Below are 20,024 nucleotides of genomic sequence, written 5' to 3' on the forward strand. Positions count from 1 at the left end.
TAAATAAACTTTGGTATTACTAGGAAATATCCCTTTATTTTCTATCGAAGTTCCCTAAGGATGATATTTATGACTGGATATTAATATTGTTATGATGATAAGTTAAGTCCAAGGCAAACTAATTTTTAACCGTTGACAATGCTAAAAAAATTTTTCATTCTCGTCATGCTGTTAGCGATCGCCGGAGCGGGACTGGGTTACTATTTTTGGCGGCGGGCCACCCAAATTCCGGCTTGGTTTGAGGCAGAAACATCCACGCCCTCCATTGCTCCCCCAGCCGATTTTCTTCAGGAGAAGATTCGTCAAGAAATTGCTCAAAAGAATGATGGCGATCGCCAGGAACCAGTGAGGGTTAGTTTGACAGAAAAAGAATTAGGGCAGGTTTTGCAAGGGGAAGTGAATCGTCAGTTGAAGATGGAATCTATACCCAGACTGCAAACTCAAATTAGGGGGGAAACCTTGGAAGTGGGCACAGTATTGGACCCCCAAATGTTCGACAATGCCCAACTGTCCCCGGGCCAAAAACGCATTGTTGATCGGGTTTTACCACTGTTACCGAGTCAAAATCAGCCTTTTTATGTTGCCTTAGAAGGTACGCCCCAACTGGCAGCAGGGCAATTGATTATGACGGAAAATTCCCGCATTAAAATTGGTGAGTTGAGCTTTCGCATCGGAGATATGGCCCAACGGTTAAATATTCCCCCGGAGAAGTTAAACCAATTACTGCAAGTAAATCTAGATGAGTTAAATTTACAGGGCGTACAAGTACAAGATGGCATGATGCAGTTAGAAGTTAATCCTTGACCTTAATTCCCCCTATTCTTCTCTACGGCACTAGATAAAATCATTGAGCATATCCCGTATGAAACTAGCAATGGGGATAGCCACTAAAATACCTAACAATCCGGCCACCTTGGCACCAATCATCAAGGAAAGTAAAATCCAAACGGGGTGTACCCCGGTGACACGACCCAGTAATTTTGGGGCTAGGCCATTTTCCACCACCTGATCCACTACAGTGGCGATCGCCAAGACTTTAATGCCCAACCAAATGCTCTGAAAACTGGCAATAATACTGATTAAAACAATGCTGGTGCCTCCCCCAAAGGGAAAGAAAGCCATAAAGCCAACAAACATACCAAATAGTAGGGCCAGGGGCACTTGAAAAATGCTTAGAGAAATGATTAAACTAACCCCTAGCAACGCCGCCACAGTGGCTTGGCCAATGTAGTAATTCTGAAAACTATGGCGTAATCTTTGTCGCACTTTATGACGCCAATCAATGGGTAACCAACGGAATATGCCATCCCAAAATGTTTGGCCCCGTAGCAACAAATAGACGGTCATAATAAAAATAAAGCCGGCTTCCACTAAGCTACCTGCAGTCCAAATCAATAAATTTATTAATTGGTTGGTAATGGAGCGAATTTGGTTAGGAAACTCATTGGATAATTCCCGGCCCCAAGCACGGAAATTGGTGGGAATTTCCCACTGATTGCTTAAATTATCTAGGCTTTCTAAGTGGCGATCGCCAAGGGCATTGAGATGGGGCAAAAGTTGTAAAACAGTACGAATTTGATCTACTAATTTGGGAATTACCAACAGACCAATCACCGCCAAAATAATCGCCGTGGTGAGTAATACCAATGCCACTGCGTAGGGCAACTTTAGACGGGGATAGCGCTGGAGCCAACGCACCGGATAACCGAGAATAAAAGCGACCAGGTTCGCAATAATAAAAATTCTCAGGGGGGACTGGAAATAATCCAATATCTGCAGTAGTACCCAACCGTTGAGCAGACACAGGGGCAACGTCAGACCAATCCACAACCAACGGCGATCGCCAGGGGGCATATTGGGCCAATTCATCAAAAAATAAAATAGTTAAACAATCCCAGCGACGGCAATTATCCTGGACTAATCGATCGCTTCATAGTCACTGTAAACAGTTTCATCAGCGTCAAAGTCAAATTCCTCCCCGTCATCTAGACCGTACACTGGAGCAGTTTCCACATAATCCATCCCACCGGGATTGACGGTGCCATTGATCATGGTGCCTGGTGTCATGGTGATGCCCGAGGACGCTTGGATAGGATTCAAATTGGTTTCCAGGGATTCAATCATTTGACTTGTCCCACTGCTAGTGCCCTGAACAAAATTGGCAAATTCATTACTAGCAGCCCCTTTGCCCTGTTGATAGACTTCCGTACCAATCAGTAAAATAATCTGTCGGAATTCCTCCACCAAGGTCTGCAATTTCTCCACCGGCGTATTGGGAGTCCGTAAGGCGATCGCCAATTGGTCCTTCTTCTGCTTGCCAGAAGACTTGAGTTCTTCCCGCACTAGTTCACCGCTTTCCTGGAGTGTAGTCTCGTAGGTGTGGAAAAGGCTATCCGCTTGGTTTTGTAGTTCCATCATCCGCAGACGCAATTGATCCTGGGCGGCATACTGTTGCGCCTCCTGGCGCATCTTTTCAATTTCCCCGCCGCTCAAGCCACCGGTATGGCTAATCACAATACTCTGTTCCTTGCCTGTGCCTTGGTCCTGGGCAGAAACCTTGAGAATACCATTAACATCAATTTCAAAGCTGACCTCAATTTGGGGCATCCCCCGGGGAGCGGGAGGAATCCCCGCCAGTAAGAACTTACCCAGGCTTTTGTTATCCCTGGCCATGGCCCTTTCCCCCTGGATAACATGGATTTCCACCGATGTTTGTCCGTCGACCGCTGTGGAAAACACTTCCGAGCGACTAGTGGGAATGGTGGTATTGCGTTCAATGATTTTTGTTGTTACCTCCCCTAGGGTCTCCAAACCCAGGGATAAAGGCGTTACATCCAACAGCAACACATCCTCCACCTCGCCACCAATGACCCCAGCTTGAATAGCGGCTCCTAAAGCTACTGCCTCATCTGGGTTAACGGAACGCTCTAACTGACTGTCGGGAAAAAATTCTTGAATAACCCGTTGAATGGCCGGAATACGGGTAGAGCCTCCCACCAGAATAACTCGGTGGACATCACTGGCCCTGATCTCACCATCGTCCAATGCCTGGGTGAGGGGAACCCTAGTATCTTCTAGTAATTGCTTAGTTAACTCCTCAAACTGGCTCCGGGCAAGTTCCATTTCCAAGTGTTTGGGTCCCGACTCATCTGCGGTGATAAAAGGCAAGTTAATGGTCGTATTCAGCATGCTGGAGAGTTCAATTTTGGCCTTCTCCGCCGCCTCCCGTAGTCGTTGAATCGCCATTTTATCGGTGCTTAAGTCAATATTTTCCTTTTGCTTAAAGGATTCTGCCATCCACTGGACAACGCAATTATCAAAATCATCCCCCCCCAGATGGTTATTACCAGAGGTGGATAGCACTTCAAATACTCCGTTACCAAGCTGTAGCAGGGAAACATCAAATGTGCCCCCCCCCAAGTCAAACACCAAAATTAACTCTTCCGTTTCCTGTTTATCTAGCCCATAGGCCAAAGCCGCCGCCGTTGGCTCATTGATAATCCGCAATACTTCCAAACCGGCGATCGTCCCTGCATCCTTCGTCGCTTGGCGCTGGGCATCGGTGAAATAGGCAGGCACGGTAATCACTGCCTGGGTAACCGGCTCCCCCAAAAAAGCCTCAGAGTCCGCCTTCAGTTTTTGCAAAATCATGGCGGAAATTTCTTGGGGAGTATAGGATTGTCCGCGAATAGACACACTGACGGTATCGTCCCGCCCCTTAACGCAGTTATAGGGCACCCGGGAACGTTCCTCCACCGTGTCATCCCAGCGTCGCCCAATAAAGCGTTTGATGCTGTACACCGTATTTTCCGCATTGGTCACCGATTGACGCTTGGCCAATTGCCCCACTAACCGCTGGGAACCTTTGGTGAAACCCACAATGCTGGGGGTGGTACGGCCTCCCTCCGTGTTGGTAATCACAATAGGTTTGCCCCCCTCCAACACAGAAGCACAACTGTTGGTGGTTCCCAAATCAATGCCAATGACTTTGCCCATAACTGCTGACCCCGAAAAACAATTGGTGACTTCTAAGTATTTTCTAGGAAAATTTAAGTCTTTTGATGCAAATTTAGACCATTACGCCCCACTTGGCCATCCTTAGAGCCCATTTTATATTCCCATTCCTTTTTTCCCATTCTTCGACCCTGGAGCGATCGGAGTTTTTGCAAGACTGAAAACGCCGAAAATAGAACGAGGGACAGTGGAATGTCCCCCAAAATGACTGAGTACTAGGGGTTAGCTCCCGCCTCTCCATTCACCACTTCAGCTCCTTCTTCCGGAGCCACCGCCACCTTGACCATGGAATGACGCAGCACAATGTCATCTAAAAGATAACCCCGCACCAACTCCTCAATCACCGTATCCTCGGGATATTCAGCGGTGGGTTCCCGGAGCATCGCCTCATGGTATTTAGGATCAAAAGGTTTTCCCTCAGGGCGCATGGGAGCTACCCCCAAACCTTTAAGGCTGTCCACCAGGTTTTTGTACACCCCCTGATAACTTTTGTGGATTTGATTTTCCCCGTCGGAGTTGGGCTTGATCTGGGTGCGGGCCCGCTCAAAATTGTCCACCACCGGCAAAAGTTCTGTTATAGTCCTTCCTTTGATGAGTTTTGCTTGCTCCTCTTTTTCACGCTGGGTACGCTTGCGAAAATTATCAAATTCAGCAGCCAGGGCCACGTAACGTTTTTTGATGGAATCTAGTTGCTCCGACTGTTCAGCCAATTCCTGGCGATGGCTGGCCAGGTCTTTTTGCAGAATGGCAATTATCTCTTCACTGCTTTTTTCTTGTTCCAGCGGCCCCCCTTCCGTTTCTGTGCCAGCGCCAATCCCCGGATCTTCCGACTGTTCCCCGGACGGCTCTCCTAAAACAGCATCAGTGGGCTGGGGACTTTCCTCCGGAGTTACGGCAGGAACATCACTGGCCTCTGGGGAGACAGGATTGGTTTGATTTTCGAGGGAAACTTGATCTTCGTTCATCTTTATAAGGTGAAACCTAGTTGTACACTTTATCTAAGCGTAACCCGACCTGAAAAAAACTCCGAATCCGATCGGGAGTTATGACGATGTTATTTCAATTCAGGTAAGTTAGTGCGGCCAGTTAACTAGACCGGAGGATTATCATTGTGAATAATCACCGATGGTCACCATTGGCTAGGGAACAGTTTACATCATACGAATCTGGGTAGGTCTTGCTATGACATCTTCCTCCTCTTCCAAGAAAAGCCGTGCCGTTGCCCTACGAAATTATTTTTCCCCCTTCGGCAATAAATTGGTGGCGGGGGGCCATGTAGATGCTGAACAATTGCGACAGGCCCTAGTCCAGGTGAAGAAAACTGGGCGGTCTTTGCCCGAGGAGCTCAAGGCAGTCACTGGCAGAGAATTGTCCCCGGAACTACTGCGGCAGTACAAAAAAAATCAGTTATTTGAGCTCAAAGTACTTTACGGGGTGGACAGCGTCGATCCGGAAGTTGCCCCGATCGCCACCCAGCAAATGGCCGAGTTGATTGGGCGATTTTTTCCTTTGGATACTTGTCGGCGATTCAAGTTTTTGCCCTTAGCCCAGCAGGAAGGCGACCCCCCCAGTGTGCTAGTGGCCATGGTGGACCCCGATAACTTGGCTGCCCAGGACGAGCTAAACCGAATTTTGCGGGTTAAAGGTTTTGAATTGCGCCGCTTGGTGGTCACCCAAGATGATTTTAACCAACTGTTGGAACAGTACTATGCCATCCGGGAAGAGTGGGAGGCGGCCCAGGAAAAAAGGGACCAGGAAAGGGCCCTTGATAAACTTAATGATTTGACGGATATTGTCGGCTCCATCGATATGAATCTGGGGGAGGACAAAGATGATGTTGATAATGCCCTAGACTCCAACGATGCTAACCAAGCACCGGTGATTAACCTGGTCAACAAAATTTTGGCTAAGGCTCTCCAGGAAGGAACTTCCGATATTCACGTGGAGCCGCAGGAGGAAACCCTGAGAATTCGTTTCCGCAAGGATGGGGTCTTGAATCAGGCTTTTGATCCCCTGCCCCGCAAAATTACCCCCGCCGTAGTAGCCCGTTTTAAAATTATGGCGGACATGGACATTGCGGAGAGGCGATCGCCCCAGGATGGCAAAATTCGCCGTATTTACCAGGGCAGGAAGGTAGATTTTCGGGTTAATACCCTACCCAGCCGCTATGGGGAAAAGGTTTGTTTGCGGATTTTGGACAACTCCGCCACTCAGTTGGGCTTAGATTTTCTAATCACTAACCCCGAAACCCTACAAACGGTGCGGGAATTGGCCGCCCGGCCCTATGGCTTAATGTTGGTGACGGGGCCCACCGGATCGGGAAAATCCACCACCCTCTACTCGGTGTTGGCGGAACGCAATAGCCCCGAGGTGAATATCAACACAGCGGAGGATCCGATTGAGTATGCTCTACCGGGCATTACCCAAGTGCAGGTGATTCGGGAAAAGGGCATGGATTTTTCCAATATTCTGCGGGCATTTATGCGTCAGGATCCCGATGTGATTCTGGTGGGGGAAACCAGGGATAAGGAGACGGCCAAAACGGCCATTGAGGCGGCTCTGACTGGACACTTAGTTCTCACTACTCTCCATACCAATGATGCGGCCGGGGCGATCGCCAGATTGGATGAAATGGGAGTGGAGCCGTTTATGGTTTCTGGCTCATTGTTAGGGGTGTTGGCCCAACGACTGATGCGGAAAGTTTGTACGGAATGTCGCATTGCTTACCACCCTAGCAAGGAAGAATTGTCCCGCTTTGGGCTGTCCGCTTCCGGGGATGAAGTGGTTACTTTTTATAAAGCCAATTCCCTCAGTCCCGACGAAATCCATCTTGCCCGTCAAAAAGGTAATTTATGTCAAAAATGTAGTGGCAGTGGCTATAAGGGTCGGGTGGGGGTCTATGAGGTGATGCGTAATTCTGAGCGTATTGCTGAGTTGATTAACCAGGGGGCCACCACTGACCGCATTAAGGATTGTGCGGTGGAAGAGGGCATGATCACCCTATTGGCCTATAGTCTTAATTTAGTGCAGGAAGGCTACACCACCCTAGAGGAGGTGGAACGGGTCACTTTCACCGATACCGGACTGGAGTCAGAAATGCGGGCTAAGCGCAAGAGTGCTTTAACCTGTCGTACGTGTGCGGCGGAACTGCAACAGGAATGGCTTGATTGTCCCTATTGCATGACTTCCCGGTTTAGCTAAATAGCGATGGAATTAGCTCTGTCCATGGACCATTGATAGGTGCACTGTCTTCCATTCTTTCCCATTGACCAATGCCAGACACTAGCGCCTTTTCCGCAACAACTCGGCCCTATTTTGCCACTGTGGCCCGGGGACTGGAGGCGATCGCCGCCCAGGAGTTAACTGAATTGGGGGCAGAACAGGTAAAGCCGGAATTTGCTGGGGTTGCCTTCATTGGCGATCGGGCCCTACTGTACCGCATTAACCTCTGGTCTCGGTTAATTTACCGGGTGCTGATGCCCATGGCCACGGTCAAAGCCTTTAATGCCCAGGACCTATACCGCAGCATCAAAAAAATAGATTGGGACGAATATTTCAGCCCCGAGCAAACTCTACAAATTAACTGCACTGGCAAAAATCCCCAGCTTAACCATAGCCATTTCACCGCTCTTCAGGTGAAAAATGCCATTGTTGATCAACAGCGTGATCGCTATCAACGTCGTTCTAGTGTTGACCTCGAGCAGCCAGATATAGTTATCAATGCCCACATTCACCAAAACCATTGTCAACTAAGTTTGGATAGTACGGGTTTTAGTCTGCACCGTCGGGGTTATCGGCCTGCCCTGGGGAATGCCCCCCTGAAGGAGACCTTAGCTTCTGCTTTGTTAACTATGGCCGGATGGACTCCGGAACTCCCCCTTTATGATCCCCTCTGTGGCTCTGGCACATTTTTGTTGGAAGCTGGGCTACAAAGTTTAAACATTGCTCCCGGCAAATTTCAGCCTGGTTTTTGTTTTCAGCAATGGCCCGATTTCGACCAAGACCTCTGGCATTCCCTCCTGCAAACAGCCAAGGCCGGGGAAAGGGATACCCTCCAAGCTCCCCTATGGGGCAGTGACGGCGATCAGGAGGTAATTCAGGCGGCTAAGAGCAATGCCCAACAATGTCAGTTGGGAGGAAAAATCCATTGGCAACAATTGAATTTTGCCGACATTGAACCACCGGCCGCCGAAGGAGTGCTAATTTGTAATCCTCCCTACGGTAAGCGCATTGGCCAAGAGGAAGCATTGGGTGATTTTTATCAACAAATAGGGGATGTGCTCAAGCAAAGATTTAGGGGTTGGACAGCCTTCATTTTCAGTGGAAACAAGGCTTTGACCAAACGCATTGGCTTAAGAACCTCTGCCCGTTTTCCCGTTAACAATGGCGGTCTACCCTGCACTCTGTTGAAGTATGAACTTTACTGAAGCTGTCACATTGAATTATTGATTATTGAAAATTCTTAACGGTAACAATTAACCAATTTGCAATTGTTGGTGTTGTCTCCAGTTTGCTCCCCTACTCTGACCCTATTTCGTCCTTGGGGGGGTCAGGAGACCCCGAAAAATGCCACCATAATGGGTTAGTAGTTGATTTCTCTTCTTTCTCTCCAACCACTGCTTACCATAAAGTTTTTGCTGTTTTCACCATGACCGATCGCCGTCAGTATGCCCCCGCTACCCAACGCAACCGAGAGGCGATCGCCGCTGTTTTGCAGGAGTATCTCCCTTCCCAAGGTAGTATTTTAGAAATTGCCAGTGGCACTGGGGAACATGCTTGCTTTTTTGCGCCCCTATTTTCCCCCCGCTGGTGGATTACGTCTGACCCAGACCCCCTTTGCCGGGAAAGTATCATGGCCTGGCGAGACCATGAAGCATTGGCCAATTTTCAGTCACCTTTGGATTTGGACGTTAATGCCCAGGTTTGGCCAGTGGAGCGAAAAATATTACAGGAACCAGTTACTAGTATTGTGGCCATCAACTTGATTCATATTTCCCCCTGGGAATCCTGCTTAGGGTTACTAACTGGGGCAGAACGCATTTTGCCGGAGGGGGGCATCCTCTATCTCTACGGCCCTTACCGCCAAAAGGGAGTATCAACGGCTCCTAGCAATGAAGCGTTTGATCAATCGTTGCAAAGTCGTAACCCAGCTTGGGGTTTGAGGCAGTTGGAAGATGTGATTGGGGAAGCGGAAAAGAGAAATTTACACAATCAAGCAATAATTCCCATGCCTGCTAACAATTTATCGGTAATTTTCCAGAAGGGGTCAGGGCAAAATTCTGGTTAATATTCATTACTCACAGTCGGGAATTGCTGGGTAGTCCGTTGCTAAAAATCCAGTAGATTTGACTAGATTCTATTTCCCTACCCTGCCATGATCTCAGACCAAACCCATATGCGTCGTTGCCTAACCCTAGCAAAAACGGCGATCGGCAAAACAGCCCCCAATCCCTTGGTGGGGTCGGTCATTGTCCAGGGAGATGAGATTGTTGGTCAGGGTTTCCATCCCCAGGCGGGACAGCCCCATGCGGAAATTTTTGCTCTCTGGGAAGCTGGCGATCAGGCCAGGGAAGCTGCCCTCTACGTCAATTTAGAACCCTGTAATCATCAAGGTCGTACTCCCCCTTGTACGGAGGCAATTATCAAAGCTGGCATATCTAAAGTGGTGGTGGGCATGGTCGATCCCAATCCTTTGGTGGCGGGTAAAGGTATTAGTCGATTGAGACAGGCCGGCATTGAGGTGAAGGTGGGGGTAGAAGAGGAAGCTTGCCAGCGCTTAAATGAAGCGTTTTGCTTTCGCATCGAGCATCAACGACCCTTTGGTATTTTTAAATACGCCATGACGTTGGACGGCAAAATTGCCACTGCCCAGGGCCATAGCAGTTGGGTGACTAGTAGCTCGGCTCTTTATTGGGTGCATCAATTACGCAGTCAATGTCAGGCAGTAATTATTGGGGGAAATACGGTGCGGCGGGATAATCCGTTGTTAACTACCCATGGGGTAAGCGAGGTAAATCCTTTGCGGGTGGTGTTGAGTCGCAGTTTAGATTTACCCTTAGAGGCTCAATTGTGGGATCAAGGTGTGGCTAAAACTTTGGTGGTTACGGAAAAAACCTGTGATCGAAATACGCTTAGTCATCTAGAAAAATTAGGGGTAGAAACCCTAGTGTTGGAGCAATTAACTCCCTTGGCGGTGATGGAAGAGTTATATCAACGGAACTGTTTGCAGGTGTTATGGGAATGTGGCGGTATTCTCGCTGCTGAGGCGATCGCCATGGGGACAGTGCAAAAAATCCATGCTTTTCTGGCCCCGAAAATTATTGGTGGGGTTGCAGCCCCGACCCCGGTGGGGGAACTGGGTTTCCAGCAAATGACCCAAGCGTTGAATTTAACTGATCTCCATTGCCAGGCGATCGGGCCCGATTGGTTATTTACGGGCTACCTGTGCGGGAACGACGACAACGGTCAGAGCAATATTTAACTTCGTCCCAACAATTGGCCCATTTTTTCCGCCAGGTGAAGGGACGCTGGCAAACAGGACAAATTTTGCTGGGTAAATGGGCTTTATTACCTCGGTGAGCCATGGTTGTTAACGTTGATCAATCTTATTCTGGCAAAGCAATAACCTTGCCGTAGGCGGTGGGGGAAAGATATTTTTGGGCTGATTTTTGTAGATCTGCGGCCGTTAAGGCTTGAATTTGAGCGGGGTAGGTCAATGCTGGTTCTAAATTGCCGATCTGGGCGTAGTAATAACCATATAAATTAGCCCGATCGCCGGGGCGTTCATTACCGAAAATAAAACGATTGGCCACTTGGGTGCGGATGCGTTCTAAATCCTTTTCTGGAATGGGTTCATTTTGTAGTCGCTCAATATGGTCTAGGATGCATTGCTCTACCATGGGAATATTCTCCGCTGGTAACTGGGCCGAAATGTAGAACATACCCTGGGTAGCCTGGGTGGAATTACTGGCACCGATCGCCGTCACTAAACCCTTTTCTTCCCGCAATTCCCGAAAGAGCCGGGACACTCTTCCCCGACCCAAAATCACTGCTAAGACCCCCAGGGGCAAAGTTTGCTCAAACTGGTCTAACCCTGGCGATCGCCAGAGCAAAATTAGACGGGCCTGTTGCAAACTGTCATCCACCACCGTGGTCGTTTCTACCTTAGTGAAAAGCGGCGGCATATTAACCAGCGGAGGCATTAGGGTTTGGGAAGGGGATTTGACCCGGTAACAATCGGCAAAACTGCGGGCTACAGTTTCCACCAAATTACCAACGGACTGATTGCCCACCACCGTCACTGTCATGGCTGGGGGCTGGTACCAATGGGCGTGGAAATCCCGCATTTGTTGAGCTTGGAGATTTTCGATAATTTCCCGCCGTCCCAAAACAGGGCGAGCATAGGGAGTACCGGGAAAAGCCAACTGCACCACCTGCTGAAAAATGCGTCGCTGGGGATCATCCTGCGATCGCCGAATTTCCTCTAGCACCACTAACCGTTCCCGTTCAAAGGATCCATCGGCAATGGTGGGATTGAGCACCACATCCAGCTGTAAAGGGGCCAAATGCTCAAAATCCTGGGGCGCAGAGGTGAAGTAAAACTGAGTGTAATCCTGGCTGGTGGCCGCATTGGTGCCCGCCCCCCGGGATTCAATGGCCCGCTCAAATTCCCCCATGGCCAGGCGGGGAGTACCTTTAAACACCATATGTTCTAAAAAGTGAGCAGTACCGTTAATCTCATCTCCCTCCCAGCGGGAACCCACCCTCAACCAGAGCTGAAAAGATATGGCTTCCACCGGCATCTGCTCCGCAATAATGGTCAAACCATTGGGCAACACTTCAACATGGGGCAGATTGAGGCGGGGAGGCAATAGGCTGGGGGTCATGGAGGGAAACGGATAGGGTTTGCTCTATGTCTCTTTCCACTCTGACACAATGCTTAGGTTTGGGGGGAATTTTCTTCTCTTTGCTGAGACCCTGCCCAATGGTAAAGCTTAACTATTCCTGGGGGGTAAACCGCTGGAACCTGCCCAAAAACCTTTAAGATCAAGGGGTGGACTGTAATCCCCAAGAGAATTCTCCCAATTTTTGTCATCATTTGCCACTATGCTAACCACCGATGCCGTTTTAACTGTACTCCGTCCCGTTCAAGACCCCGAACTACAAAAAAGCTTAGTGGAACTGAACATGATCCGGGATGTGGCGATCACCGGGGGCACTGTTAGTTTCACCCTGGTGTTGACCACACCGGCCTGTCCTTTGCGGGAATTCATTGTGGAGGATTGTGAAAAGGCGGTGAAAACTTTGCCGGGGGTGGAAAAGGTGGAGGTAACGGTTACAGCGGAAACCCCCCAGCAAAAATCCTTGCCCGATCGCCAATCGGTGGGACAAGTGAAAAATATCATTGCCATCTCCAGTGGTAAGGGGGGTGTGGGTAAAAGCACTGTGGCTGTGAATGTGGCCGTGGCCCTGGCCCAAACTGGCGCGACGGTGGGACTATTGGATGCGGACATTTACGGCCCCAATGCCCCCACCATGTTGGGGCTAAGCAATGCGGCGGTGCAGGTGCAAAATAGTCCCCAGGGGGAAGTGCTGGAGCCCGTATTTAACCATGGCATCAAAATGGTTTCCATGGGCTTTTTAATTGATCCCGACCAACCGGTAATTTGGCGGGGCCCCATGCTTAACGGCATTATCCGTCAGTTCCTCTACCAAGTTAATTGGGGCGCTTTGGATTACTTGATCGTTGATATGCCCCCCGGCACCGGCGATGCCCAGCTTACTTTGACCCAATCGGTGCCCATGGCTGGCGCAGTAATTGTCACCACGCCCCAAACCGTCTCTCTATTGGATGCCCGCCGGGGTCTGAAAATGTTCCAACAAATGGGGGTAAACGTGTTGGGCATTGTGGAAAATATGAGCTATTTCATTCCCCCGGATCTGCCCGATCGCCAATATGATCTCTTTGGTTCCGGCGGCGGCGAAAAAGCTTCCAAGGAATTGAATGTACCCCTTCTGGGCTGTGTCCCGTTGGAAATTAGCCTACGGGAGGGGGGAGACAAAGGCGTTCCCATTGTGGTTTCCCAACCCGAATCAGCCTCTGCCAAAGCCCTCACGGCGATCGCCAAACAAATTGCCGGCAAGGTTTCCATGGCAGCCCTGGTTTAGCATTAGGGTGTTAAATGCTCTTCGATGAAATTGGTGTACACGTCCCCGGCCAGAAAAGCTGGGGTTTGTAGTATGCGCTGGTGAAATTCCAATGTGGTGGGTACTCCAGTGATGGCGCATTCCCGCAGGGCCCGTTGCATTCTCTTAATGGCCGAAGGGCGATCGCCAGCCCAAACAATTAATTTGCCGATCAGGGAATCGTAGTAGGGAGGGATTTCATAGTCGGTGTAAACGTGGGAATCAATGCGGACTCCGGGGCCACCGGGGGGGAGATAAGCACTGATTTTGCCGGGGTGGGGGCGAAAATTTTGTTTGGGATCTTCAGCATTAATGCGACATTCAATGGCATGGCCACGAATTTCCACGTCGGACTGGCGGAAGCGGAGTTTTTCCCCCATGGCAATGCGGATTTGTTCCGAAATCAAGTCATAGCCGGTAATCATTTCTGTAACCGGATGCTCCACCTGAATGCGGGTGTTCATTTCCATAAAGTAGAAATTACCGTTACCATCCACCAAAAATTCCACTGTGCCGGCCCCGACGTAGTTGATGGATTTGGCCGCTTTCACCGCCGCCTCCCCCATTTTTTTCCGCAAGTGAGGAGTCAAAAAGGGACTAGGGGCTTCTTCGAGTAACTTTTGATGTCGCCGTTGGATGGAACAATCCCTTTCCCCCAGGTGAACTACGTTACCGTAGCTATCGGCCAAAATTTGAAATTCAATATGGCGGGGTTTTTCAATGAATTTTTCCAGGTAAACCCCTGGATTGCCAAAGGCCGCCCCTGCTTCCCCCTGGGCCGCATGGAACAGTTTGAGAAAATCCTTTTCTTCCTGGACGAGGCGCATCCCCCTACCGCCGCCCCCAGCTGTGGCTTTAATAATTACCGGGTAACCAATTTCCGCTGCAATTTTTAGGGCTGTGGCTTCCGACTCAATCAAGCCCGGACTGCCAGGCACACAGGGCACACCGGACTTTTGCATGGTTTTCTTGGCGGTGGATTTATCCCCCATGGCGGTGATGGCTTCAGGGCTGGGGCCGATGAAAGTAATTTGATGGTCGGCACAAATTTCAGCAAAGCGGGCATTTTCCGCTAAAAATCCGTAACCAGGGTGAATGGCAGTGGCGTTGCGGGTGAGGGCGGCGGCAATGATATTGGGAATGTTGAGATAGCTTTTATTGCTGGGGGGTGGCCCAATGCACACACTCTCGTTGGCTAGTTGCACGTGTAGGGCATGGCGATCGATGGTGGAGTGGACTGCCACGGTGGGAATGCCCAATTCTTCGCAACTGTGAATGATGCGTAGGGCGATCTCTCCCCGATTGGCAATTAAAATTTTGGCGAATTGCATTGGCCCACCCAGCTCTAGCGTTGGAAAACGATGTGTTTAGTCTTTTAGTAGAATATCGGGTTTTGTTGACTAGGCGATCGCCGATATACTGACCCCGCGTCCCCATTCCCATTGCCCATGACTTCCCCACCAACTCCAGACCAGGCCGCCGATGAGTATTTTGAGTATCATTTTGCCCATCGGGTCACCCCGGACCACCACGAAATTTTTCTGGAATGCCAGGAACAGTTAAAAATATTAGTAACAAAATATCCTGGTTATATTAGCAGTGAATCTACGGAATTAAGATCTGAAGGGGATATTTTTGTAGCGGAGACTGTAATCCGTTTTGATACGCTGGAAAACTTTATGGGCTGGATAGATAGCCCGGAAAGAAGGCAACTAATTTACCTAGAAGAAAATGCTGGTTATCAGTTTGAAGGTAAAGTTAATACGGAAGGTTACAGTCGTTGGCTAAAACGCAAGTTGAGCAAACCTTCCCCTGTGTGGAAAATCAATCTTTTGGTGTTGTTGGTGCTTTATCCCACTGTGATGGGCTTTAACCTGTTATTCCGTAAACCGGATTTTATCGACTTTCCCACCTGGATGCTATTTGGTAATTTTTGTAGCGTCTCTATCACGGGTTGGTTTGCGGTACCTTGGGTCAGTGGCATTTATCAACGCTGGCTAGAAGGTCAAGGCACAAAAAAAGAGCAAGCACTGGCTTTAGTAACCATTATTCTTGCCCTGCTTTTACTACTGCAACTTTTCCGGGTAGTTTTCCAACAATTGGCCTAAAAAATAACGCTACATTTTTGGTAAGATTTGTACCAATTTAATAGCGGGCACCGTCCGGTAACTGACGAAATTCCTGCCAAACTACTTGGGCTTCTTCCTGTAAAATTTGCTCCGGTGCCAGCAGTCTTTCGGGGTAAGGTTTTTCCAAGTCTTTACTGATGTTACTGTCGTCAAAGAGATCTTCAAAATCGCTCCAACCAGCGGCGTAGTAAATTTTGTCAATCCTGGCCCAATAGCTGGTGGCGTAGCACATGGGGCAACATTCACAACTGCTGTACATCACCGCCCCTTCCAGGTTCCAGCTACCCACGGTTTTACAAGCTTCCCGGATGGCATTGACTTCCGCATGGGCAGAGGGATCATTATCTTGGATCACACTGTTCCCTGCCGCCCCAATCACTTCTCCGTCTTTGACAATCACGACGCCAAAGGGACCGCCGGTCTTGTTGACCACCCCCGCATCCCTCATAATGGCGATCGCCTGGCGCATGTACTCACGGTCTTGTTCGGTAACCATTGGGGTATATCCTCAAAAAGGGTAGATTTAGTCCGATGAACTACGACTGTACTTGGTTGTAATTTGCTTAACTATCGGCCCGAATTGTACTTTTAATTCACTAGAAGGATTAATGCAGAGATGCCGTTTCTCACAATTCTTTACATTGTTAAGGGTAATTAAGACCATGGTAGTTAAAGGTGTAATGAACTGGGCAGACTTTTTAGATATTTTGTGATGAAAACTGTTTTCTTTGGTACACCAGATTTTGCTGTCCCTACCCTGGAAGCTCTTTTGGGGCACCCGGACATTGATGTGTTGGCGGTGGTGAGCCAGCCCGATCGCCGTCGGGGTAGGGGGAGTAAGTTAATCCCTTCCCCAGTTAAAGAAGTCGCAGTACAAGCCGGTATTCCTGTGTGGCAACCGGAACGGGTCAAACGATGCCAAGAAACGTTAGCTAAGTTAAAAAATTGCCAAGCGGATTTCTTTGTGGTGGTGGCCTATGGGCAGCTACTTTCCCCAGAAATTTTGGCCATGCCCCGGCTGGGATGTGTCAATGTCCATGGATCCCTCTTACCCAAATATCGTGGGGCTGCTCCCCTGCAATGGGCGATCGCCAACGGAGAAACGGAAACCGGAGTCACCACTATGCTGATGGACGAAGGTATGGACACCGGAGCCATGCTGCTGAAAACTACTACCCCCATTGGCTTAATGGATAACCTAACGGCGATCGGCGATCGATTGGCTAGGTCAGGGGCGGAATTGTTAGTGCAAACCCTAAAGGATTTAGATGCAGGCCAACTGCAACCCATTCCCCAAACTGAAACGGAAGCCACCTATGCCCCACTGCTGAAAAAAGGGGATTTTGTCATTAATTGGCACCGGAGTGCCCTGGAAATCCACAACCAAGTGCGGGGTTTTGCACCGGCTTGCCACACAGCCTGGGGAGAGCAGATTTTGAAAATAATTAGCACTGTTCCCCTTGGAGCTGAATTTTTTCCCCTCTTGCCGGAAAGGTATCAAGGTTTAGCCACCGCCTACCTAAATTACTCATTAGAAGCGGGGGAACCAGGCAACATAATCGGCACCATCAAAAATTGGGGCCCCGTTCTACAAACTGGCAACGGCCACCTATTATTGGAACAAGTTCAACCCCCAGGCAAAAAGCCCCAAAGCGGTTGGGATTTCATCAACGGGAACCGGAGCACCATTAGCTTCGCCTAAATCAAAGTAATTGAGCGGTAATTGACACAGTTTCCATGAGCGATCGCATCACGCCGGCAGAAAACCTCGGTAGTCCAGAAAGTTCCCTACTCCTCGCCCAGGGACTATGCAAAAGCTTTGGCGGTCTGCGGGCAGTGGACCACGCCGATATTGTAGTCAAAGAAGGTAGCATCACCGGGTTAATTGGCCCCAACGGTGCTGGCAAAACCACCCTATTTAATCTACTCTCCAACTTCATTCGTCCTGACCAAGGGGAAGTGCTTTTCAATGGTGATTCCATTGGCCAGCTAGCCCCCCACCAAATTGCCCTACGGGGTTCTGTGCGGACCTTTCAGGTGGCTAAAGTGCTCTCCCGCCTGACGGTGTTGGAAAATATGTTGCTGGCGGATCAACATCAGACTGGGGAAAAGTTTTTACCCCGACTAATTAATTTTCGACGGGTTCAGAAGGAAGAAAGGGCCAATCGGGAAAAAGCCATGGCCATGTTGGAGTCGGTGGGCCTAGGGGCTAAAGCCCAGGATTATGCCGGAGCGTTATCGGGGGGGCAACGGAAGTTATTGGAAATGGCCCGGGCCTTGATGAGCAATCCCAAGCTTATTCTGCTAGATGAACCCGCCGCTGGAGTTAACCCCACCCTGATTGGGCAAATTTGTGAACATATTGTCAACTGGAACCGCCAGGGCATCACTTTTTTAGTGATTGAACACAATATGGACGTGATCATGACCCTCTGTCATCACGTTTGGGTATTGGCGGAAGGCAGAAACTTAGCCGATGGCAGTCCAGAGCAAATCCAATCTGACCCTAGGGTTCTAGAAGCCTATTTAGGAGATTCCTAGCATATTTAATTTTGACTAACAGCAGTTACATTTTTCGTATGGCACTATGGTAATAGTCAAGTTCTTGTAAAACAAGTTCTAAACTTATTTTAGATGTACTTAACTAATTTAATGTTCACTGTATTTTTTGTTTCCATTTATGTTTTATAAACTATTTGAGTCATGCAGGAATTTTTACAGCTAGCAAATCTAGGTATACAAATATACAAACTACTTGACACAAACTCAGGGTCTTCTATTGTGGAAGTTTTGAAGGTTGTCGATGCGAACCTAAAACAATTAAACCGTCAGAATGAAGCGTTGAATCTTCAAATCAATAAACTTATTGAGGAGAATAATCAACTCAAAAAAGAGCAAAGTAGCTCAGAAAAATTAAATATACAAAATCAAAAATTAAATTTTCAAGTTGATCAGTTATTTGATGCAAATCATAGGCTTGAGAAGCAAAAATGTGACTTGGAATCAAGAATATCGAGTATGTTACAAGCGTGTAAATCTATCAATGAAAGTGCAAAAGAAGAAAACATAGAAAATCAAAATTTAAAACTTAAAATTGATAATTTTGCTCAAGAAAATAAACAACTGAAAGCAGAAAAAGGCATATTAAGGCTCAGAATTAAACAACTAGCCAATGAAAATAATCAACTCAAGGAAAAGGCTAAAAAAATCGAAGAAAATATATCTGCAATTACTGACAATCCAGAAGAATTAGCAAATCTTAAAATATTTTTGATGCCAAGAAAACATTTTTACTATCATAAAGATGCCTTGCTTGTGATCAAGAAATTCAAAAAAATCGAAAACATATACGAAGAAATACAAAAAATAAAGAAAAAATACCACGGAAATAAACCTTATTTTTCCAAAGCTCAGTTATCGGAAATTGCCATTGCAGAACTACAAACAATACAAGACTCAGAAGATTATTGGGACGTTGTTATGTTTTTCTGTAGAGATCCCGTTGTCAAAAGCTACACCAAATCACGCGGTCTTTGGGACAATCCCTATGAGCAACATGATGAGCATAGTTATTTTCCCGACAATTATGATTATGACTGCGATAGACTAGAAGACTATTACGATAGACTTTTTGATGAAGATTGGGATAATTTAGATTCCATAATATATTTCGAAAACTTTTATTCTGAAGTGGAAAATTTTGTATGGAAATGTACTTGGAGATTTATTTGTTCGTCTGGATATATTAATGTTAATGTCGATTATCTAGAGATAGCCTTAAACAAGGCTAATTTTTTGTTTGCTGAACTCAAAATTTTTAATCAAGAAGACTTGTTTTTTCCCAGACAAGAACACGAAATTTTGTCGCTTGATCCGGACATAGATTATCTTCCATTTTAATAGAGCAAAGATATTGCCTCCCGATGATTCTTGTCGGGCACATCAAATCTGAACCATCAAATCAGTGTTTATTTCCTAGGACAATCCTAGGTTTGCTCGTTCCTGAATTTGACATTAGCGCACCTCAATCGCTTACAATTAGAAGTTTGGGAATTATTAATTAGGAGATGACCAACTAAGATGTCTCGTTATAGAGGACCTCGTCTGCGGATCGTCCGCCGCCTTGGGGAATTACCCGGTTTAAGCCGCAAATCCCCTCGCCGTGCCTACCCCCCCGGCCAACATGGCCAAGCCCGTCGCAAACGTTCTGAGTATGCCATTCGGCTAGAAGAAAAACAGAAACTACGGTTAAACTACGGCATTACGGAAAAGCAATTGGTCCGTTATGTGAAAAAAGCCCGTCGGGCTACGGGTTCCACCGGACAAGCTCTGTTAGAACTGCTGGAAATGCGCTTGGACAATACTGTGTTCCGTTTGGGCATGGCTGGCACCATTCCGGGGGCTCGGCAGTTAGTCTGCCACGGCCACATCACCGTTAATGGCCAAGTAGTGGATATTCCTAGCTACCAGTGCCGCCCCGGGGATATTGTCAGTGTCCGCGATCGGGATCGTTCCCGTAAATTGGTGGAAACCAATATGGAATTTCCGGGTTTGGCCAATGTGCCTTCCCATTTGGAGTTCGATAAAAATACGTTTACTGGCAAGGTCAACAGTGTTATTGACCGCGAGTGGGTGGCGTTGCAGATCAATGAATTGCTTGTAATTGAGTATTATTCTCGGAAAGCGTAGATCTGT

18 protein-coding genes are annotated in these 20,024 nt (G+C 48.1%); 11 read left to right on the plus strand and 7 right to left on the minus strand.

The window, feature by feature from the left end; genetic code table 11:
• Positions 1 to 138 precede the first annotated feature (138 nt).
• The gene (locus BWK47_RS12120) at positions 139 to 804 is read left to right on the plus strand and encodes a hypothetical protein (RefSeq protein ID WP_162328826.1); all 666 of its coding nucleotides are present in this window, start codon (positions 139 to 141) and stop codon (positions 802 to 804) included.
• A gap of 30 nt (positions 805 to 834) precedes the next feature.
• Here BWK47_RS12120 and BWK47_RS12125 read toward each other — a convergent pair whose 3' ends face one another.
• From BWK47_RS12125 to grpE, 3 genes are all read right to left on the minus strand, one after another.
• Positions 835 to 1,869 carry an AI-2E family transporter gene (locus BWK47_RS12125; RefSeq protein WP_010873516.1) on the minus strand — a complete coding sequence of 345 codons (1,035 nt, stop codon included), beginning with the start codon at positions 1,867 to 1,869 and terminating at the stop codon, positions 835 to 837.
• A 48-nt stretch (positions 1,870 to 1,917) separates the two neighbouring features.
• Positions 1,918 to 3,996 carry a molecular chaperone DnaK gene (gene dnaK, locus BWK47_RS12130; protein ID WP_010873517.1) on the minus strand — a complete coding sequence of 693 codons (2,079 nt, stop codon included), beginning with the start codon at positions 3,994 to 3,996 and terminating at the stop codon, positions 1,918 to 1,920.
• A gap of 233 nt (positions 3,997 to 4,229) precedes the next feature.
• Positions 4,230 to 4,979 (minus strand): nucleotide exchange factor GrpE, encoded by a 750-nt coding sequence (gene grpE, locus BWK47_RS12135; RefSeq protein WP_162328827.1) that lies wholly within the window; start codon positions 4,977 to 4,979, stop codon positions 4,230 to 4,232.
• A gap of 217 nt (positions 4,980 to 5,196) precedes the next feature.
• Between grpE and BWK47_RS12140 the strand changes: the two genes are divergently transcribed.
• The 4 genes from BWK47_RS12140 (at position 5,197) to ribD (ending at position 10,495) form a co-directional block, all read left to right on the plus strand.
• Complete coding sequence (locus BWK47_RS12140; protein ID WP_162328828.1) at positions 5,197 to 7,215, plus strand: GspE/PulE family protein; 2,019 nt, start codon at positions 5,197 to 5,199, stop codon at positions 7,213 to 7,215.
• A 71-nt stretch (positions 7,216 to 7,286) separates the two neighbouring features.
• A complete protein-coding gene (locus BWK47_RS12145; RefSeq protein ID WP_162328829.1) occupies positions 7,287 to 8,441 on the plus strand; it encodes a THUMP domain-containing class I SAM-dependent RNA methyltransferase in 1,155 nt (384 codons plus the stop codon).
• Between the two features lie 221 nt (positions 8,442 to 8,662).
• The gene (locus BWK47_RS12150) at positions 8,663 to 9,301 is read left to right on the plus strand and encodes a class I SAM-dependent methyltransferase (RefSeq protein WP_162328830.1); all 639 of its coding nucleotides are present in this window, start codon (positions 8,663 to 8,665) and stop codon (positions 9,299 to 9,301) included.
• A gap of 87 nt (positions 9,302 to 9,388) precedes the next feature.
• Complete coding sequence (ribD, locus tag BWK47_RS12155; RefSeq protein ID WP_162328831.1) at positions 9,389 to 10,495, plus strand: bifunctional diaminohydroxyphosphoribosylaminopyrimidine deaminase/5-amino-6-(5-phosphoribosylamino)uracil reductase RibD; 1,107 nt, start codon at positions 9,389 to 9,391, stop codon at positions 10,493 to 10,495.
• On the opposite strand, the gene BWK47_RS12160 is transcribed toward ribD, so the two are convergent.
• Together BWK47_RS12160 and BWK47_RS12165 are read right to left on the minus strand one after the other, a co-directional pair.
• Positions 10,446 to 10,598, minus strand: coding sequence for a DUF2256 domain-containing protein (locus BWK47_RS12160; RefSeq protein ID WP_162328832.1), 153 nt, complete (start codon positions 10,596 to 10,598; stop codon positions 10,446 to 10,448). The two genes, ribD and BWK47_RS12160, sit on opposite strands and share 50 nt — an antisense overlap.
• Before the next feature lie 21 nt (positions 10,599 to 10,619).
• Positions 10,620 to 11,900, minus strand: coding sequence for a M16 family metallopeptidase (locus BWK47_RS12165; RefSeq protein WP_162328833.1), 1,281 nt, complete (start codon positions 11,898 to 11,900; stop codon positions 10,620 to 10,622).
• Positions 11,901 to 12,120: 220 nt separating this feature from the next.
• Here BWK47_RS12165 and BWK47_RS12170 point away from each other — a divergent pair, with 220 nt between their 5' ends.
• Complete coding sequence (locus tag BWK47_RS12170) at positions 12,121 to 13,182, plus strand: Mrp/NBP35 family ATP-binding protein (RefSeq protein ID WP_162328834.1); 1,062 nt, start codon at positions 12,121 to 12,123, stop codon at positions 13,180 to 13,182.
• A 2-nt stretch (positions 13,183 to 13,184) separates the two neighbouring features.
• Here the strand turns inward: BWK47_RS12170 and accC are convergent, their stop codons facing one another.
• The gene (gene accC, locus BWK47_RS12175; protein ID WP_162328835.1) at positions 13,185 to 14,531 is read right to left on the minus strand and encodes an acetyl-CoA carboxylase biotin carboxylase subunit; all 1,347 of its coding nucleotides are present in this window, start codon (positions 14,529 to 14,531) and stop codon (positions 13,185 to 13,187) included.
• Positions 14,532 to 14,648: 117 nt separating this feature from the next.
• On the opposite strand from accC, the gene BWK47_RS12180 reads away from it, so the two are divergent.
• A complete protein-coding gene (locus tag BWK47_RS12180) occupies positions 14,649 to 15,308 on the plus strand; it encodes a hypothetical protein (protein ID WP_162328836.1) in 660 nt (219 codons plus the stop codon).
• Positions 15,309 to 15,345: 37 nt separating this feature from the next.
• Here the strand turns inward: BWK47_RS12180 and BWK47_RS12185 are convergent, their stop codons facing one another.
• Positions 15,346 to 15,825, minus strand: a complete 480-nt coding sequence (locus BWK47_RS12185; protein WP_010873527.1) for a nucleoside deaminase — start codon at positions 15,823 to 15,825, stop codon at positions 15,346 to 15,348.
• 213 nt (positions 15,826 to 16,038) lie between these two features.
• Here BWK47_RS12185 and fmt point away from each other — a divergent pair, with 213 nt between their 5' ends.
• The 4 genes from fmt (at position 16,039) to rpsD (ending at position 20,018) form a co-directional block, all read left to right on the plus strand.
• Positions 16,039 to 17,031: a methionyl-tRNA formyltransferase gene (gene fmt, locus BWK47_RS12190; protein WP_162328837.1), complete on the plus strand. Its 993-nt coding sequence runs from the start codon at positions 16,039 to 16,041 to the stop codon at positions 17,029 to 17,031.
• 35 nt (positions 17,032 to 17,066) lie between these two features.
• Positions 17,067 to 17,870, plus strand: coding sequence for an ABC transporter ATP-binding protein (locus tag BWK47_RS12195; RefSeq protein WP_162328838.1), 804 nt, complete (start codon positions 17,067 to 17,069; stop codon positions 17,868 to 17,870).
• A 162-nt stretch (positions 17,871 to 18,032) separates the two neighbouring features.
• A complete protein-coding gene (locus BWK47_RS12200) occupies positions 18,033 to 19,229 on the plus strand; it encodes a hypothetical protein (protein ID WP_162328839.1) in 1,197 nt (398 codons plus the stop codon).
• Positions 19,230 to 19,409: 180 nt separating this feature from the next.
• A complete protein-coding gene (gene rpsD / locus BWK47_RS12205; RefSeq protein WP_010873531.1) occupies positions 19,410 to 20,018 on the plus strand; it encodes a 30S ribosomal protein S4 in 609 nt (202 codons plus the stop codon).
• Positions 20,019 to 20,024 lie beyond the last annotated feature (6 nt).

It is taken from the genome of Synechocystis sp. CACIAM 05, from assembly GCF_010222815.1.
Classification (GTDB): Bacteria; Cyanobacteriota; Cyanobacteriia; order Cyanobacteriales; family Microcystaceae; genus Synechocystis.

Excerpts from the sequence above, each read along its gene's own strand:
- BWK47_RS12120 (WP_162328826.1), top strand. The coding sequence starts at position 139 with ATGCTAAAAAAATTTTTCATTCTCGTCATGCTGTTAGCGATCGCCGGA.
- BWK47_RS12125 (WP_010873516.1), bottom strand. The coding sequence starts at position 1,869 with ATGAATTGGCCCAATATGCCCCCTGGCGATCGCCGTTGGTTGTGGATT.
- dnaK (WP_010873517.1), bottom strand. The coding sequence starts at position 3,996 with ATGGGCAAAGTCATTGGCATTGATTTGGGAACCACCAACAGTTGTGCT.
- grpE (WP_162328827.1), bottom strand. The coding sequence starts at position 4,979 with ATGAACGAAGATCAAGTTTCCCTCGAAAATCAAACCAATCCTGTCTCC.
- BWK47_RS12140 (WP_162328828.1), top strand. The coding sequence starts at position 5,197 with ATGACATCTTCCTCCTCTTCCAAGAAAAGCCGTGCCGTTGCCCTACGA.
- BWK47_RS12145 (WP_162328829.1), top strand. The coding sequence starts at position 7,287 with ATGCCAGACACTAGCGCCTTTTCCGCAACAACTCGGCCCTATTTTGCC.
- BWK47_RS12150 (WP_162328830.1), top strand. The coding sequence starts at position 8,663 with ATGACCGATCGCCGTCAGTATGCCCCCGCTACCCAACGCAACCGAGAG.
- ribD (WP_162328831.1), top strand. The coding sequence starts at position 9,389 with ATGATCTCAGACCAAACCCATATGCGTCGTTGCCTAACCCTAGCAAAA.
- BWK47_RS12160 (WP_162328832.1), bottom strand. The coding sequence starts at position 10,598 with ATGGCTCACCGAGGTAATAAAGCCCATTTACCCAGCAAAATTTGTCCT.
- BWK47_RS12165 (WP_162328833.1), bottom strand. The coding sequence starts at position 11,900 with ATGACCCCCAGCCTATTGCCTCCCCGCCTCAATCTGCCCCATGTTGAA.
- BWK47_RS12170 (WP_162328834.1), top strand. The coding sequence starts at position 12,121 with ATGCTAACCACCGATGCCGTTTTAACTGTACTCCGTCCCGTTCAAGAC.
- accC (WP_162328835.1), bottom strand. The coding sequence starts at position 14,531 with ATGCAATTCGCCAAAATTTTAATTGCCAATCGGGGAGAGATCGCCCTA.
- BWK47_RS12180 (WP_162328836.1), top strand. The coding sequence starts at position 14,649 with ATGACTTCCCCACCAACTCCAGACCAGGCCGCCGATGAGTATTTTGAG.
- BWK47_RS12185 (WP_010873527.1), bottom strand. The coding sequence starts at position 15,825 with ATGGTTACCGAACAAGACCGTGAGTACATGCGCCAGGCGATCGCCATT.
- BWK47_RS12195 (WP_162328838.1), top strand. The coding sequence starts at position 17,067 with ATGAGCGATCGCATCACGCCGGCAGAAAACCTCGGTAGTCCAGAAAGT.
- BWK47_RS12200 (WP_162328839.1), top strand. The coding sequence starts at position 18,033 with ATGCAGGAATTTTTACAGCTAGCAAATCTAGGTATACAAATATACAAA.
- rpsD (WP_010873531.1), top strand. The coding sequence starts at position 19,410 with ATGTCTCGTTATAGAGGACCTCGTCTGCGGATCGTCCGCCGCCTTGGG.